This is a genomic window from Streptomyces sp. KL116D (genome assembly GCF_030766975.1).
GTDB classification, from domain to species: domain Bacteria; phylum Actinomycetota; class Actinomycetes; order Streptomycetales; family Streptomycetaceae; genus Streptomyces; species Streptomyces longispororuber_A.
In genome coordinates, this window is sequence record NZ_JASERH010000057.1 from 68,570 (window position 1) to 82,386 (window position 13,817).

General features: G+C 68.5%; 9 protein-coding genes and 6 pseudogenes. 6 read left to right on the forward strand and 9 right to left on the reverse strand.

The annotated features are described in order from the left end of the window. Window positions 1–109 precede the first annotated feature (109 nt). Window positions 110–795 (reverse strand): annotated as a pseudogene (locus tag RBJ77_RS22370) (transposase family protein). Window positions 796–917: 122 nt separating this feature from the next. After that, on the reverse strand, window positions 918–1,478 hold the full coding sequence (locus RBJ77_RS22375) for a hypothetical protein (protein WP_372346658.1): 561 nt from the start codon (window positions 1,476–1,478) through the stop codon (window positions 918–920). Between the two features lie 472 nt (window positions 1,479–1,950). On the opposite strand from RBJ77_RS22375, the gene RBJ77_RS22380 reads away from it, so the two are divergent. Together RBJ77_RS22380 and RBJ77_RS22385 are read left to right on the forward strand one after the other, a co-directional pair. Next, entirely contained in the window at window positions 1,951–2,532 is a 582-nt protein-coding gene (locus RBJ77_RS22380; RefSeq protein WP_372346659.1) for a hypothetical protein, read from the forward strand. Window positions 2,533–2,651: 119 nt separating this feature from the next. Then, a pseudogene (locus RBJ77_RS22385) lies at window positions 2,652–3,437 on the forward strand (transposase). Between the two features lie 2,206 nt (window positions 3,438–5,643). Here RBJ77_RS22385 and RBJ77_RS22390 read toward each other — a convergent pair. From RBJ77_RS22390 to RBJ77_RS22400, 3 genes and pseudogenes are all read right to left on the reverse strand, one after another. Beyond that, complete coding sequence (locus RBJ77_RS22390) at window positions 5,644–5,823, reverse strand: hypothetical protein (protein ID WP_372346898.1); 180 nt, start codon at window positions 5,821–5,823, stop codon at window positions 5,644–5,646. Between the two features lie 94 nt (window positions 5,824–5,917). Continuing rightward, window positions 5,918–5,983: pseudogene (locus tag RBJ77_RS22395) on the reverse strand (hypothetical protein); the annotation flags it as partial. A gap of 18 nt (window positions 5,984–6,001) precedes the next feature. Then, window positions 6,002–6,379, reverse strand: coding sequence for a hypothetical protein (locus tag RBJ77_RS22400; RefSeq protein ID WP_372346660.1), 378 nt, complete (start codon window positions 6,377–6,379; stop codon window positions 6,002–6,004). A gap of 352 nt (window positions 6,380–6,731) precedes the next feature. On the opposite strand from RBJ77_RS22400, the pseudogene RBJ77_RS22405 reads away from it, so the two are divergent. Further along, window positions 6,732–7,378: pseudogene (locus RBJ77_RS22405) on the forward strand (TetR/AcrR family transcriptional regulator). A gap of 297 nt (window positions 7,379–7,675) precedes the next feature. Here the strand turns inward: RBJ77_RS22405 and RBJ77_RS22410 are convergent. Continuing rightward, the gene (locus tag RBJ77_RS22410; protein ID WP_372346661.1) at window positions 7,676–7,954 is read right to left on the reverse strand and encodes an Rrf2 family transcriptional regulator; all 279 of its coding nucleotides are present in this window, start codon (window positions 7,952–7,954) and stop codon (window positions 7,676–7,678) included. A gap of 109 nt (window positions 7,955–8,063) precedes the next feature. On the opposite strand from RBJ77_RS22410, the gene RBJ77_RS22415 reads away from it, so the two are divergent. Next, entirely contained in the window at window positions 8,064–9,677 is a 1,614-nt protein-coding gene (locus RBJ77_RS22415; protein ID WP_372346662.1) for an MFS transporter, read from the forward strand. Here the strand turns inward: RBJ77_RS22415 and RBJ77_RS22420 are convergent. Next, entirely contained in the window at window positions 9,648–10,262 is a 615-nt protein-coding gene (locus RBJ77_RS22420) for a LysR substrate-binding domain-containing protein (RefSeq protein ID WP_372346663.1), read from the reverse strand. The genes RBJ77_RS22415 and RBJ77_RS22420 overlap by 30 nt on opposite strands. Here RBJ77_RS22420 and RBJ77_RS22425 point away from each other — a divergent pair. Continuing rightward, window positions 10,194–11,126: a class I SAM-dependent methyltransferase gene (locus RBJ77_RS22425; protein ID WP_372346664.1), complete on the forward strand. Its 933-nt coding sequence runs from the start codon at window positions 10,194–10,196 to the stop codon at window positions 11,124–11,126. The genes RBJ77_RS22420 and RBJ77_RS22425 overlap by 69 nt on opposite strands. A gap of 354 nt (window positions 11,127–11,480) precedes the next feature. On the opposite strand, the gene RBJ77_RS22430 is transcribed toward RBJ77_RS22425, so the two are convergent. Beyond that, window positions 11,481–11,945, reverse strand: a complete 465-nt coding sequence (locus tag RBJ77_RS22430) for an MBL fold metallo-hydrolase (protein WP_372346884.1) — start codon at window positions 11,943–11,945, stop codon at window positions 11,481–11,483. Window positions 11,946–12,415: 470 nt separating this feature from the next. On the opposite strand from RBJ77_RS22430, the pseudogene RBJ77_RS22435 reads away from it, so the two are divergent. After that, window positions 12,416–12,812, forward strand: a pseudogene (locus RBJ77_RS22435) (MarR family winged helix-turn-helix transcriptional regulator). A gap of 203 nt (window positions 12,813–13,015) precedes the next feature. Here the strand turns inward: RBJ77_RS22435 and RBJ77_RS22440 are convergent. Next, window positions 13,016–13,350: pseudogene (locus RBJ77_RS22440) on the reverse strand (SDR family oxidoreductase). Between the last annotated feature and the right edge of the window lie 467 nt (window positions 13,351–13,817).

Genomic DNA, 13,817 nt, shown 5'->3' on the forward strand with positions numbered 1-13,817 from the left:
GGAACCGGAGCGCCGGTAGCAGGATCGCGAGGCTGTCGATTGGCGCAGAGGCTCTGGATCTGCACGTCATCGTGGTTGGCCGCAGAAAGATAGTGAGGTCTTTCCAACCTCACGTGGATGCGTGGTGAAGGACGAGGACGGCTTTCACTCGTCGGTGATGCGGTTGGTGCTGCAGCGGACCTTGCGGAGGAGACGCCAACCCTTGAGGGTCGCCATGGCCTGCTCGCCGACGCAGCGGATCATGGCATGGGTGGTGTTGTGGCGGCGCTTCCATCTTTTGAGACGGCGGCCCCGGAACGGCACCCTGATGAAGCGGCCGGCGCCCTGGTACGCCTTGTCGGCCCGGCGCTTCACCTCGGCGTCGGCGAGTGCGTCGATGACCCCGTGCGTCCTCGCGACGGTCAGGTCGTGGGCCGATCCGGCCAGCGCGGGCGAGACCCAGAGCAGACGTCCGAACGGGTCGGTGAGGACCTGGACGTTCATGCCATGGCGTTTGTGTTTCCCGGAGTAGTACGGGGTGTCAGCGGCGATGCTGTCGATCGGAAGCAGGGTGCCGTCGAGGATGACGAACGCCTTTGCCCGGATCGTCTCCATCGCCTCGGCCAGGTCCGGCGCCAGGGCGGCCAGGACGTCGACGGCCTCGCGTATGGGATGCGCCAGGGCGAGCAGGGCCTGACGGCCCGCCGGGAGACGCCGCCACCGCGACCCGATCTCCCGCCAACGGGCGCGGAGCCGCTGCGTCAGGTACCGCAGGGTGCGGCTGGACAGATCGATCGACGAAGGATAGACAAGCACCACGAAGCTCCTGGCAGTACGGGCGATCTTGGTCGTGACCCCGTCTACCAGGAGCTTCTTCACGTTGCACAACAGCCCAACTCGCCCACAGAACCCTCAGTTTGGAAAGAACTCAATGCTCTTCACGAAGAGCCGGAGCCCAGGGGTGCCTCGCCCTGTGCCGCTCCCATCGGGTACTGCTCCTTGATGAATTCCTTCAGCCGGTCCCTGACGACTTGTAGTTCGTGGGTGGTGTACATGGTCTCCGTCCGCAGAGCGCGCAGACGGTCTCGGCACACTTCATTTCCTGCGAGGGCATCCTCGATGAATTCGCGATACCGCCCGATCCATTCGGTCCGCGCTTCCACTGCCAACTCGAAGCTCAGGAGCAAGTCGCCGCAGTAGATGGTCATGAGGTTCCGGAGTGAGCGCCGCCCTGCCTGACGACGCTTGTCGGGACTCCAGCGCTGCATCAGGGGCGCCGAGGGCTGCATGAGCGAGTCGATTTCCCGCCGCGCACTATCTACATAGCTGCGCTTGATCCTGATGACGGATACGACGTAAGAGCCGCCCCCTCCGTTTCCGACGCTGGCCTTGTGTCGAATTTCTCGCCGAGACTCCAGGTTTTTGCCGATGTGCCGCAAGGCCTGGTTGGTTTGAGAGGCGGCTTCGCACCAGTCGTTGAGGATCTCGTGGAGCTCCATCAGGGATTCATGCAGATTTGGCCAGCCTGGTGAGCGGGTGGCGTGATCCGAGGCGCCTCGGATCACGCCACCGACCGCACGTGAAAGAACGGTGACCTCAGGACCGACTGGCATGGGGAAACCTCGATTCTCCATGGCTGTGGACCATCGAGGCTAGATCGACCAGGCAGCCGGGGTGTCCACTTGAGGAAGATTTGCGCCTGACACCCTTGAGTGTGCAGGCGTATCGGGCGACTACCAGGGCGACGCCGTGACACCGCGTGCGCAGATGCTGCCGCTCGAGACGGCCCGCTGCAGCGTGCGCAGGTCACTCGCCTTCACGCCTGCCGATGCCGCAGTGAGCACCACAACTGCTAACTGGTGGTTTCAGAATGAGCAGTGATGGCCCGGATGCAGGCAGGCCGCGGATGGACAGCATCACGCTGTTCACCGCGGTGCCGACACGTCAGTAACAGTCGCTATCGTCCGTGCCATGACCTCAAGTGATCACCTGCTCGACCTGATCCAGAACACCCAGGAGATCGACCTTCTGCTGAGGTCGTCGTTCGGCTTCGATATCCATCGGAAACACTATGGCGAGGGCTTGAGGCTTGCCTCGGGTGCGCCGATGGAGGTGATCGCCGGGGAGTCCGCCGGTGGGGCCTACTTCCTCTGCGTCGAGCAGAACGGCCGCCGACCGGTTGTGTACGCGAGTTCCGAAGGGGAAGGCGGTCTGCTCGCCGATGACCTGGGGGAAGCCCTGGAAATCATCATCGGACTGGAATGGCACGACTGCCTCACGTTCTCGGGCGGTGGCGATGTCGAGGTCATGCAGGTCTCCGCTCGACGCCTTGAACTGTCCCGCGACAAGTACAACCCGGACATCGACAACGAAGCTGCCCAGCTGGCCGCAGCCCTGTCGCTGCGTATCGCGCCTGTCACTGACCTCGTCATCCGGTTGCACGCAGCTGCGTCGAAGACGGAAGCGGACTACGTCGTGATCGACGAGGACGGTCAGGAGTTCGGCCCACTGTTCGGCGAGCCCGTGGAACCACGCCACGGAGGCTGGCGCTAAACTCGCGCAGCTCCCGCCATTCGCATCAACACCGGATTCGCTGCCAATGCCTGATAGGGCGTCGGGCAGACTCTCCAGACATGCCTGCCGACCTTGTGTCCGACGATCTCTGAGAGCGCATAGCTGCGCTTCTCCCCACTCGGCCTGCCCGACGCCATCGCCACCCCGGACGACTGCCGTGCCGGACCGCGTCGCAGCTCGCCGGCATCATCTACGTGCTCGCAAGGGCGTGGCCTGGCACGGTGTCCCCATCCAGGTCGTTGGCTGTTCAGGAGTGACTGCCTGGCGCCGGCTCCGACTGGACTGAGGATGGCGTCTCGGCCCCGCCTGCACGAAGTGCTTCTCGCCGAACTGCGGAAGGCGGGTCTCGCCGCATGGAGGACTCGGCGATCGACGGCTCTCACGTCCGGGCGCTCAAAGGGGATCACACCGGCCCTCTTCGCCGGTCGATCGGGAGCCGGCCTGGCGGCAAAGCGCCGCCTGATCGTCACGACCGGCTACGGCAGCCCGCTGGCCGTAACGCTGACCGGCGGCCACCGCCACGACGTCGCACAGCTCCTTCTTTTGGACGCGATCGCCGATCCGGGGCCTGCGTGAGACGCCCGCAGACGCGACCGCTACAGACTGTTCGCGCCGACCGGGGCTACTGGCTTCGACAAGTACCGCCGCTCTGCTGTGCGGAAGCTTGATGGAATCAAGCCACTCATTGCCCGTCGCGGCGTCGCTACCACGGTTCCGGCTTGCGCAAGACCCGCTGCGGTCGAGCGGACCTTCTGCCTGGCTCGCAGCTCCAGTTCAAGCGCCTACGCATCATCCGCTACGAGGTACGCGCCGACCTGCACCTCGGCCTCCTACGGCTCGCCTGCAGCATCATCTGCCTGCAACGACTCCGAACCTCATTCTGAAACGATCAATAAGGCGCCGCTGGCGCTCACCCGGCCCGCGTCGGGCCAGCCCTATCAGAGGTTCAGGGAGCGACGAGGATCTGCGAGTCAGCGCGGTGCCCTCAGCGGTCAGCTGTACGGCGAGGGCGAACCACCGCATCCGCGGCCACGGAGCAACGAGAGCAACCAGGAGAGCCCCGGCGGAGAGTCCCCAGACTCCAGGCGAGCAGGTAGCCCGGAAGGCCTGGGGTGCACTGCCCGTACTCCAGGCAGTGCGCGGCATTGGGATCAGCAGCGACAAGACGAACACCACGAGTGCCGCGGGCATGAAGAGCACAGCGCGGACAACGCCGCCGTGAGGCGACTGCGTCCCGTCGGGCGGGAACCACCGGCCCGGGTGCAGCCAGTGCGGTTGACCGTGCGGACCGGGTCGCCCCGACGGGCGGCGCAAGGAGCTGAAGACCATGCCCTCATCCAAGACCCGTTGATCGACCCGCACATCGGTTGGCGTACTCACGCCGGCCTAGGTAGCCACGCCCTTCCAGTAGAGCAGACCTGCTGCCCCACGCAGACGACCTTCAACACCCGCGGGACGTGGGTCGAGATACTCAAGACCGGTCGAGGTGCCAGTGCGGGCCGCCGTCGAACAGAGACGATCTGCCGTCCGGGACGACCTCGACACGGAAGCGGGTCCGCTCGGGCTGTTCGAGGAGCTCGGCAGGGCCGCCCGCTCCACGGTGTCCCACAACCGCGTCGGGCCACGCTGTTGGGTGTGGCCGTCCGCTCGGACGATCGCGGTGGAGCCGTCAGGGAGCCACAGGCCGACCGGCGGCCCGCTCCCCCTCCCTGGCCGCGAATGTGCACGTCGCATGCCCGGGCAGGGCCAGGGACAGCACGAACTCGAGGCGGCCGGTGGCCTGTTCCGCCCACCTTCGTCACGGTGGCCGGCGCGTTCTGGGGACGTCCGCACCGAACTCGCCTCGCCGCGGACCCGCTGCGCGCCAGGTGGTGCCCCGACACGGCAAGGGATCTGCGCCACCCGCAGTTCGATGACAACGATCAAACTTCACTTGCACAGGACACCGGCGTAGGGGCGGCGCCGAGCCAGGTGGTGCCGTCAGTTCGCGTGCTGCGTTCAGGTGGCCGTTGTGGCAGGCGACTTCGGTGGGTATGTGGATCGGGATGCTGCCGTACGTCGGGTAGTTGCCTGCTGGGCGACCAAGGGCTTGCCAGTGGGCGTGGGCGACCGTGTGGTTGTAGTCATGCAGAGAGGTGTCGGCCTGCGTAGATGCTGCGACTCTCGCGCCGACCCTTCGTGCAACTCTCCCGCAGCGGTGGTCAGTTCTAGAACGTTGGGGACCCATCCTCGTGGAGCAGGCTGTTGGCTGAGGCGATGTGGTTGGTCATCTCATCCGCCAGACTCCTGACGTCATCAGCGAGTACGAAGCCGCATTGAAGTGCGGCCTTGGTGAGTGCGGCCTGCGAGGCCTCGCTGGCCTGGTCCCGGCGTTCTTCGGCGTCGTCGTTGAGGCTGTTCGTATCCCGCAGGTGTATGTACCAGCGGACGGCCGAGGCGAATAGTCGAGCAGTGCCTCCATGGCGTCGGCGAACAGTTGGTTGAGCTCGATGAGGTGTTGCAGCTCGAACTCTTCACGCCGCGCTGTCTGAGTGCGTCATGGGCCTCGTCGGCCTTGTCTTTCCGCGCTGACGCCGGTGGGCAAGCCACCCATTCAGCTGTGTCGCAAGACCGCCCAGGAAGAACGCGGCGATCCCCACCAAAACTTCCAGCCCTCCATAGCCCCTCAGGGTAGGAAGGCAGCCTGCTTGCGGCCAGGTCGCCGGTACGCCAGGCTCTGTTGCAGAGTGCGAACAGCTTCGCCTCTCACTTCCCGGCAGGACACCAGCTGCGCTGTCGCGGCGCTGTGGGCCACGACAAGACGTACTTGCGGCTGGCACTAGGCGGGCGCGTCGGGCGAGTTCGGCGCCTGTTCGCGGCGAACCGCCTGTTCGTGGCGAACCTGTCACCACCCACGCACGTACATTCCCCGGACCGGCGCCGGCCGGTGCTCGCTCAGGGCTCGCGCACCGGCCTCGCCCATCCAAATGGGCTCAGCACAGTCGTAGTCGAGCCGATCCGAACGAGAGCCTGGCCAGCGCCGGAGCTCTCAGTCAAGTGCCGGCTGTCGCGACGCGCGGATGTCGCCGGTGTCCCCTGGAGAGGTACCGCCTACAGGCGCTCGCCTCCAGTGGCGTCGATGATCTGGCCCGTGATCCACCGGGCGTCGTGGGAGGCGAGAGGGCGACGACGTCGGCGACGTCGGTGGGTCGCCCATGCGCGGCGGAGGGCGCGCTGCGCGACGAGGTTGGTGATGGCTTCGGAGTTGCCGCGCAGCCAGTCGGCGTTCATGTCGGTGTCGGTGGTGCCGCGGACGGCGTTGACGAGTGATGCCGCGTGGGCCGAGGTGTTGGGCGAGCGGGAGCGTGAGGGCTTCGAGGGCTCCCTTGGTCATGGTGTATCCGATGATGCCGGGGATGGGGAGGCGGGTGGCGCCGGAGGAGACGTTCACGACGCGTGCGCCGTCGGCTCAGGCGGGGCGGGGCGGCTTGATGATCAGGAGCGGCGCGGTGGTGTTGATCTGCTGCTGGCGGACGAAGTCCTCGGCGGTGGTCTCCTCGATGACGCCGTTCACGATGATCGCGGCGTTGTTCACCGGGACCTGCACGCGCGCGTCGCGCAGTTCGCCCGCGGCTGCGTCGTAGGAAGCCCAGAAGGCGGTGCCGGTGTCGGGTTCGGCCAGGTCGGCGGCGAAGGAGAACGCCGTGCCGCCGGCCGCGGTGATCTTCCGACGACGTCCGCCGCGGCGGCCGAGTCCTGGCGGTAGTGAACTGCGACGGTGCAGCCGTCGGCGCCGAGACGGCCGGCGACGGCCGCGCCGATGCCGCGGCTGGCGCGCCGGTGACAACCGCGATGCCGTCGGACTTGCGGGCGTTGAGCACTTCGGCGTCGCGCAGGTCGATGTCAGACATGATGCCCTTCTTCGCCCTGGATCGGGCGGTGTTGGGTGCTGCTGCTGATGGCGTGCGGGGCTCCCGCGGTCTGTCGCGGTAGCTGTCCCAGAGAGGGGAACCTCGACTCCACGACTTCTATTCCGATCGGAGTAGAAGTCGTGGAGAGGAGTCGGTGACACCGGAATCGCGCCGCGGGCGGGAGATGGCGGAGTTGACTTTCTATATCAATCGGTACAGAAATCGGCGCCGATCGCTGCTCAGGGAGGTACGCTGCACACATGGCTGGTCTCGCGGAGCATCGTCGTCATGGGTCGGCCTCGGGAGTTCGACGTCGACGAGGCGCTTGAGCGCGCCATGCGGCTGTTCTGGGAGCGGGGCTACGAGGGCGTCAGCCTCACCGACCTGACCAAGGCCATGGGCATCACGAAGCCAAGCCTGTACGCAGCCTTCGGCGACAAGAAGGAGCTGTTCCGCAAAGCTCTGGACCGCTACACCGAGGGCCCGGCCGGCTATGGGACTCGCGCCTTGGAGGAGCCGACCGCGCGAGGCGTGGTCGAGGCGATGCTCCGTGGAGCGGTGCGGACCACGACGCGTCCAGAGCGGCCCGGTGGGATGCCTGGGCGTGCAGGTCGCGTTGGCGTCGAGCGAAGCGGGACGGCCCGCGCACGACATGCTGGTCGCCTGGCGGAACAGCGCGGCTCTACGCCTGGAGGAGCGTTTCCAGCGGGCCGTCGACGAAGGCGATCTGCCGCACGACGCCGACCCCCGACGACTCGCCCGATACGTCACGACGGTGACCTTCGGGATCGCCGTCCAGGCTCGCAAGCGGCCTCGGCCGCGACGAACTCCAGGGCATCGCCGACATGGCACTGGAGTGCTGGCCGCCGAACCGGGCGTGCGACGGACGCAGAGCGGGCGTTCCGGCCAGTAGACCAGCCAGCGCCTCGCGATAGCGGCCTCGCCGGCCTGCCGGCCGGTCGGTCCGCGCCCACCCCCGTCACTCGCCCCAGGGCTATCGCCGCCTGATCCCGCGCCCTGCGACGTCCCCGCCGGTCGAGACTCAACAAGGGCACCGACCCGACCGGGAGCTACGGGTTGGCGGGCCCGGGCGACCCGCCGGCGCATCAACGGCGTTTACCACCCGAGGGTTTCAGCGACGCGGGCCCTCAGGGTGTCAGGACGGTGCCGCCGGATGTCGGCGATGGTGGTTTCGGCCAGGCGTGCCCGCCAGGCCTCGTCGGCGGCGTCCATCATCGTAGTGCACCGCGCATTTCTCGCGGCACTCCTCGCGCGTCGCGGCGACGGTGCCAGTGGCGGCGCAGTTCACGGCAGGTGAAGGTGGGGCCGGTTCCCTCGACGGCCTCGACCACGGCCAGGCCGGTGGTCTGATCGGCGGGCTTCGCGAGCCGGTAGCCGCCGCGGGGTCCGCTCGTCGAGGTGAGTACGCCCGCAGCGACGAGGCGCTTCAGGTACTTGGCGAGGTAGGGCTCGGGCAGCGCGTACGCCTCGGCGAGCGTGCGCCGCGGCACGGCGTGCCGTCCGGCGCTTCGAGAGCAGCGTGCAGATGTGCATCGCCCACTCGACACCCTGTGACACCTGCATGTACCGCACGATACCCGACAAGGATATCGTGGATACATGACATCCACGATATCTGTGCGGCCCAGGCTGCTCCTCGCCGTGGTGCTGGTGGCCGCGTTCATGGGCCAGTTGCGACTTCTTCGTCGTGAACGTCGCCGCCCCCGCCGTCCAGGATTCCCTGTCCGCCACGGACGCGAGCTGGAGCTCGTGGTCGGCGGGTACGCCTTCGCCTACGCCAGCGGGCTGATCGCCGGTGGCAGGCTCGGTGACCTGTACGGGCATCGCCGCGTCTACCTGACCGGCCTGATCCTGTTCGCTGCCACGTCGGGGCTGTGCGGGCTCGCACCGACCGCGGCCTGGCTCGTGATCGCCCGCGTACTGCAGGGTTTCGCCGCGGCGGTGATGATCCCGCAGGTGCTCGCCACGATCAGCACCGCGCTGCCCGCCGGACGGCGCGGCTGGGCGATGGGCTGGTACGGGGCCGCGACGGGGACGGGGTCGATCGCGGGGCAGATCCTCGGCGGCTGGTCCGTCGAGCGCCGACCTCGCCGGGCTGGGGTGGCGGGCGATCTTCCTGATCAACCTGCCCATCGCCGCGCTCACCTTCGCCGCCGCTTGTGTCGTGATGCCCGCATCCGCCGGGCGGACGCGCCCCGCCTGGACGGCGCAGCCGCCGCGGGAATCGGGCTCGCACTGGCCCTGGTACTGGTTCCGTTCGTCCTCGGACGGGAGTGGGGCTGGCCCATCGTGGCTGTGGCTGCCACTCGCCGGGATCGGTCTGATCCGGTTGTGGTGCGAGCCGAGCGCCGGCTTGCCGACCGGGGCGGCGATCCCATCCTCGATCCCGCTCTGCTCACGGTGCCGTCGCTGCGGCGCGGCGCCCTGGCCTCGATCGCCTCTCATGCTGTTCTTCGCGAGCTTCATGTTCGCGCCTCACCATCCTGCTGCAACAGGGCGAGCACCTTTCGCCGTTGCACGCAGGGCTGTGTCGTACCCTCCGGGATCACGTTCGTGACCAGCTCGCTGCTGATGCGCAGTTGGGTCGCACGGGACCAGGGAGCGTTCGATCCGCACCGGGTATCCCTCGTCACCGGGCTCGGGCCGGTGACCGCCATGACCGGCCTGCTCGTCAGCGGGCTGCCGACCGTGCCGGCCCTCGTGGTCGCGGTGTGCCTGACCGGGTTCGGCAACGGCCTCGTACTGCCGACACTGATCAGGGTACTCCCTCTCCGACATCCCGCCTGCCCGGGCGGGTGTGGCCTCCGGCCTCGTCACCGCGGCCCAGCAGTTCACGCCGCCTCCGCCGGGGTGGCACTGCTGGGAACCCTCTTCCTCACCCTCAGCGACGACGGACGGCCACGCGCGGGCCATGGCGTGGACGCTGCCCCTGGACCTGCTGCTCCTCGCCGCGGTCGCTGTGATCGCCGGCCGCACGCCGCACGGACCCCGGGCAGACGCGCCGGACGAAGCCGCAGCAGGCTGAGGCGCAGCACCACAACCAGCAGGCGTTCCAAGCGTGTTGTCCAGGGACCTTGTTCCCCTCGCGTACGAGGAGCGCGTAGCGAGTGTTGCGTTGTGGCTTGCCTGACCGGGCGCACCGTCCTCGGCTGGGCAGCGACCCTGGCCGGCCGTCTAGTGCTCTCACCTCGGTGGCTGACCGGGCACTTCTGACCTCGGTGGCTGACCGGGCACTGTGGCTGCCCAGGCCACCGCGACCAAGGGCGGTGAAGATCGGTGCGCCGGATGCGAGGCGCCGATGGTGAGTTCACCGGAGGCTGGTCGGGGCCGTGGTGACGTGGAGCCGGTGCCGGATGCTGCCGTGCTGGAGGACGAGGTCAGGGATGATCCGGTGCCGTAGTCGAGAGCGACCAAGGTGAGCAGTGCTTCATGCCCGTCGGCCTCTGCGGCGATGCGGGGTGTGATGCCGTGGCGGCGGAACCATCGGTTGGCGATGTCCCGGACCAGGCCCGTCTGGGGAGTACGAACGACTCGTCGGGGTCCGGGAGTTGTGCGTCTGATCCCCGTGGGCCGGCTCGGACCAGGACGCAGTACGGGTGACGGTGCGCGCGAGCGAGTGGCCGGAACCCGGGAGGGCATGGCCGCGACGGCGAGGTCGGCCTCGCCGTCGTCGAGGAGCGCGAGGGCCGCTGCGGCGTCGCCGGTCCGCACCGAGATCTGCACCCGGGGATGGGCGCTTCGGAGCGGTGCCAGCAGGTCGGGCAGCAGGCTCTGGCAGGCCGTGACCGAGGCGAACACCCTCAGTCGGCCGCTGAGTTGGTCCCCCTCGAAGCCGTTGTCGCTGTATCGGTCCCACAGCTGAAGAGCCTCCGTCACGTAGCGGCGGAAGCGGTGGCCGTGCTCGGTCAGCGCGACGCCGTGCGGGCCACGGTCCAGAAGCCGGTGTCCGGCAAAGGACTCCAGTCGCTGCACGGTCCGGGACAACGTGCCGGACTGACGTGGCAATCGGCCGCGGTTCGCGTGAAGCTCAGCGTGGAGGCGAGATGGAGGAAGAGCCGGTACTGGTGGTTCTTCCGCGAGTACGAGCCGGTCGGCATCGACCTGGGCAGTCCGGCTGCGGTGGCCGCCTACGACCGCAATCAGGGAACCGACCCGGTTGCCGACGACGCACTGCTCGACCGTCTCGGCGTCGAGGCGGGCGTCCGCCTGGTCGATCTGGCCTGCGGCACCGGCTCGTTGGTGGTCCAGGCCGCACGGCGCGGGGCCGAGGCCCACGGCGTCGACGTCTCACAGGAGATGCTGGCCTTCGCCCGGGCCAGGGCGGAACGGGCCGGCGCCGGCGCCGGCGCGCACTGGCACCGGGCCGGCTTCCTGGACTACGCCCATCGCGCGGGACCCGCGGACGTGGTGACCACCAAGTCGGCCCTGCACCAACTGCCGATTTCTGAAGCAGCAGGCGCTCCTCAACGCGGCCGACATGCTGCGGCCGGGCGGCATCTTCTACCTGTGGGACGTCATCTTCAGTTTCAGAGCCCGCCGACGCCGCAGAGCATCTGGAGCGATGGATCGACACGGCGGGGCAGCCTGCGGGCCAGGGCTTCACGAGGGCGGATTTCGAGGCGCACGTGCGGGAGGAGTTCTCCACCTACGCATGGGTCTTGAAGGCATGCTGGACCGGGCCGGTTTCGACATCACCTCGTCTACGTCCCGCACGCCGACGCATCGGCGAGTTCGTCTGCCGACGTCGTTAGGCCCGTCGCTTCCGGCTCCCGGCCTGGTCGAACAGCCGAGATCGGTCCTCGGGGTTCGCCACACGCCCTGGGCCGAGGGATTCGGTCGTCACCGTGGCTGGTCGTGCCCGGCGTCCGTGGTCTCCAGGGGGCGCCAGGCGGGGCCTTGCCGTCGCGGCGGACGTGTCCGAAGACCACGTCGGCGAAGTGGATGCCGAATCCGATCGTGTCGGGTTCTTCCAACTCGGCGACCAGGCGGTGGCGGTGACCGGCGGACCGGGCCGGGTCATGGTCGTAGACGCAGGACCACTCGGGGTGGTCGGCCTGGACCGGTGAATGCATGAGTCGCCGAAGGCGATGAGGCGTCGTCCGCCTCCGGTGATGACGAACTCCGCGTGTCCCTCGGTGTGGCCGGCGGTGATCGGACCTGCACGCCGGGGAAGATGTACTGCCCGTCGGTCATCGTGCGGACGTGGGGCGCGAGCGCGGCGATGGCCTCGTCGGGCGTGCCGTCGGTCTCCGGCTGCGCGTACCGGGCCCATTCCGGTTCTGCCACCAGGTGGTCGGCGTGCGCGAAGGCGCGCGCACCGGTGCCGGGGACCGGGTGTACGGCCCAGCCGAGGTGGTCGGGGTGCAGGTGGCTGAAGGCGACCGCTTCGATCTGTTCCGGGCTTCGGCCGAGTTCCGCCAGGCCGTTCAGGAGCCCGCCGCCGTATATGGAGCCGTTCGGTGTCCCCGGGTCGGCCGGCAGCGCTTAGGGGTCCGAACCCGGTGTCGATCAGCAGCGCGCGGTCGCCGTGCTCCACCAGGAGGCCGCCGAGGCTGGCCACCAAGCGCCCGGTGTCGTCCAGATATTGCGGGTGAGCCGCCCAGAAGTCGTCGGTGCTGTCGGGCAGCCAGGCGCTCGGCCGGCCTTGTACGGCCCGTCCGGTACGAAGGAGACCTTCGTGGCACCTCAGCCATGTCGAGCGAGAGTTCCGCTGGGCGTCGCAGTCGCTCGTCTTGGTCGGCCAGCGAGTTCGGCATGGTGGCGTCTCCTCGTCCGTCGTATGCGTGCTGTGCCAGATCGTCGCTGTACGCGCGGGGCGGCGACTCGGCAACCATAAGCATCAAGCTTGAATCATTCAAGCTTTCATTATTCAGACTTGATGAACTTGCTAGAGTGGGGAGCATGACCCCTCCCCACCTCCCTCGCAGGCGCAGGCCGTCGCCGAGCGAGAACTGTGCGGCCTGGTGGACGGGCTGGCCCAGCAGATCTCCGATCACGTACGCCGGCGGGCCGGCACTCTGGGCCTGACCGCGGCTCAGGCGACCGCGCTGCGGGAGATGACCGCGATGACGATGCGCGAGCTCGCCGAGCGCATGAGCTGCGAACCCTCCAACGCCACGTTCGTCATCGACAAGCTCGAGAAACAGGGCCTGGTCGAACGCCACGCCCACCCGACCGACCGGCGCGCGCCAAGCACCTCGTGCTCACCGCAGAAGGCACCACGCCGCGTGAGCAGCTCCTGACCTGCTCGCCCAGGACTCGCCGCTGGCCGCGCTCACCCCCGCCCAGCAGCACACCCTGCAGAGCCTGCTGGAGAAGACCGCCAACCAGCCTCAGAAAGCATCCTGACCGCCTGATCCCTCTTCCTGCCTTTCGGGACGGTCTCGTCCGGGACCGTCGCGGAGATCGTCGCCGACGCAATCGAAAGAGGCGCCACGCTCCCGGCCTCGAGCCTCGCACAGCCGCTCGCCTGCCGGGAGGACGTCGGCTTTGTCGGGCAGGCCGCACGCAGCGCGCGCCGCCGGAGCCAGTTGCACCGACGCGAGGCGACCTCACACGCACACCCCACGATCGCCCGCCCCGCCGTCACCCCGGCGACGACGTCGACCGGCAGATGGAACTTTCCGGCCGTCGTTCAGGCTCGCGTAGCCGCCGTCCGCGAAGAGTTCGGCTCCGGTGACGAACGACGAGGCGTCCGAGGCCAGGAACAGGGCGGCCTCGGCGATTTCTCGGCGTCGGCCAGTCGCCCCAGCGGCACGGTGGCCTCGGCGAAACGGTCGGCCTCCGCGCCTGCGACGCCCAGCAGTCCGGGGGTCCGTGTGGGTCCCGGGCTGAGCACGTTGACCCGGAACCGGCGCTCGCGCGACTGCCGGGCCCAGTTGCGCACGAGGCCGCTACCAGCGCCGCCTTCGAGGCGCCGTAGACCTCGAGTTGTTCGTTGGGCCGCACGCTGTTGCTCGAGCCGATGACCAGGATGGACGCGTTCTCCGACAGGAGCGGGAGCGCCTTTTGAACGGCGAACAGTGGGCCTTGATGCTGACGGCGAGCGTCAGGTCCACGTTCGCCTCGGCGTGGGCGCCGAGCGCGGCGTCCGCGACGACTCCCGCGTTGGCCACCAACACGTCGATGCGTCCGGCCTCTTCGTGGACTCGCGTGTAGAGCGCGTCCAGGCCGGTCAGGGCCGGTGACTGTGCCGGCGCTGTACGCCCGTGGCCGCAGGACCCAACTCCTTCACTGCGGCTTCGAGGCGGTCGACGTCCCGGCCGGTCACGAAGACCCGCGCGCCCTCCCTGGACTGAAGCGGTGGGCGATGGCGCCGATCCCGCTGGTCCTCCGGCGATCACGGCAACCTTG

Excerpts from the sequence above, each read along its gene's own strand:
- RBJ77_RS22375 (WP_372346658.1), bottom strand. The coding sequence starts at position 1,478 with ATGGAGCTCCACGAGATCCTCAACGACTGGTGCGAAGCCGCCTCTCAA.
- RBJ77_RS22380 (WP_372346659.1), top strand. The coding sequence starts at position 1,951 with ATGACCTCAAGTGATCACCTGCTCGACCTGATCCAGAACACCCAGGAG.
- RBJ77_RS22390 (WP_372346898.1), bottom strand. The coding sequence starts at position 5,823 with ATGAACGCCGACTGGCTGCGCGGCAACTCCGAAGCCATCACCAACCTC.
- RBJ77_RS22415 (WP_372346662.1), top strand. The coding sequence starts at position 8,064 with ATGACATCCACGATATCTGTGCGGCCCAGGCTGCTCCTCGCCGTGGTG.
- RBJ77_RS22425 (WP_372346664.1), top strand. The coding sequence starts at position 10,194 with ATGGGCGCTTCGGAGCGGTGCCAGCAGGTCGGGCAGCAGGCTCTGGCA.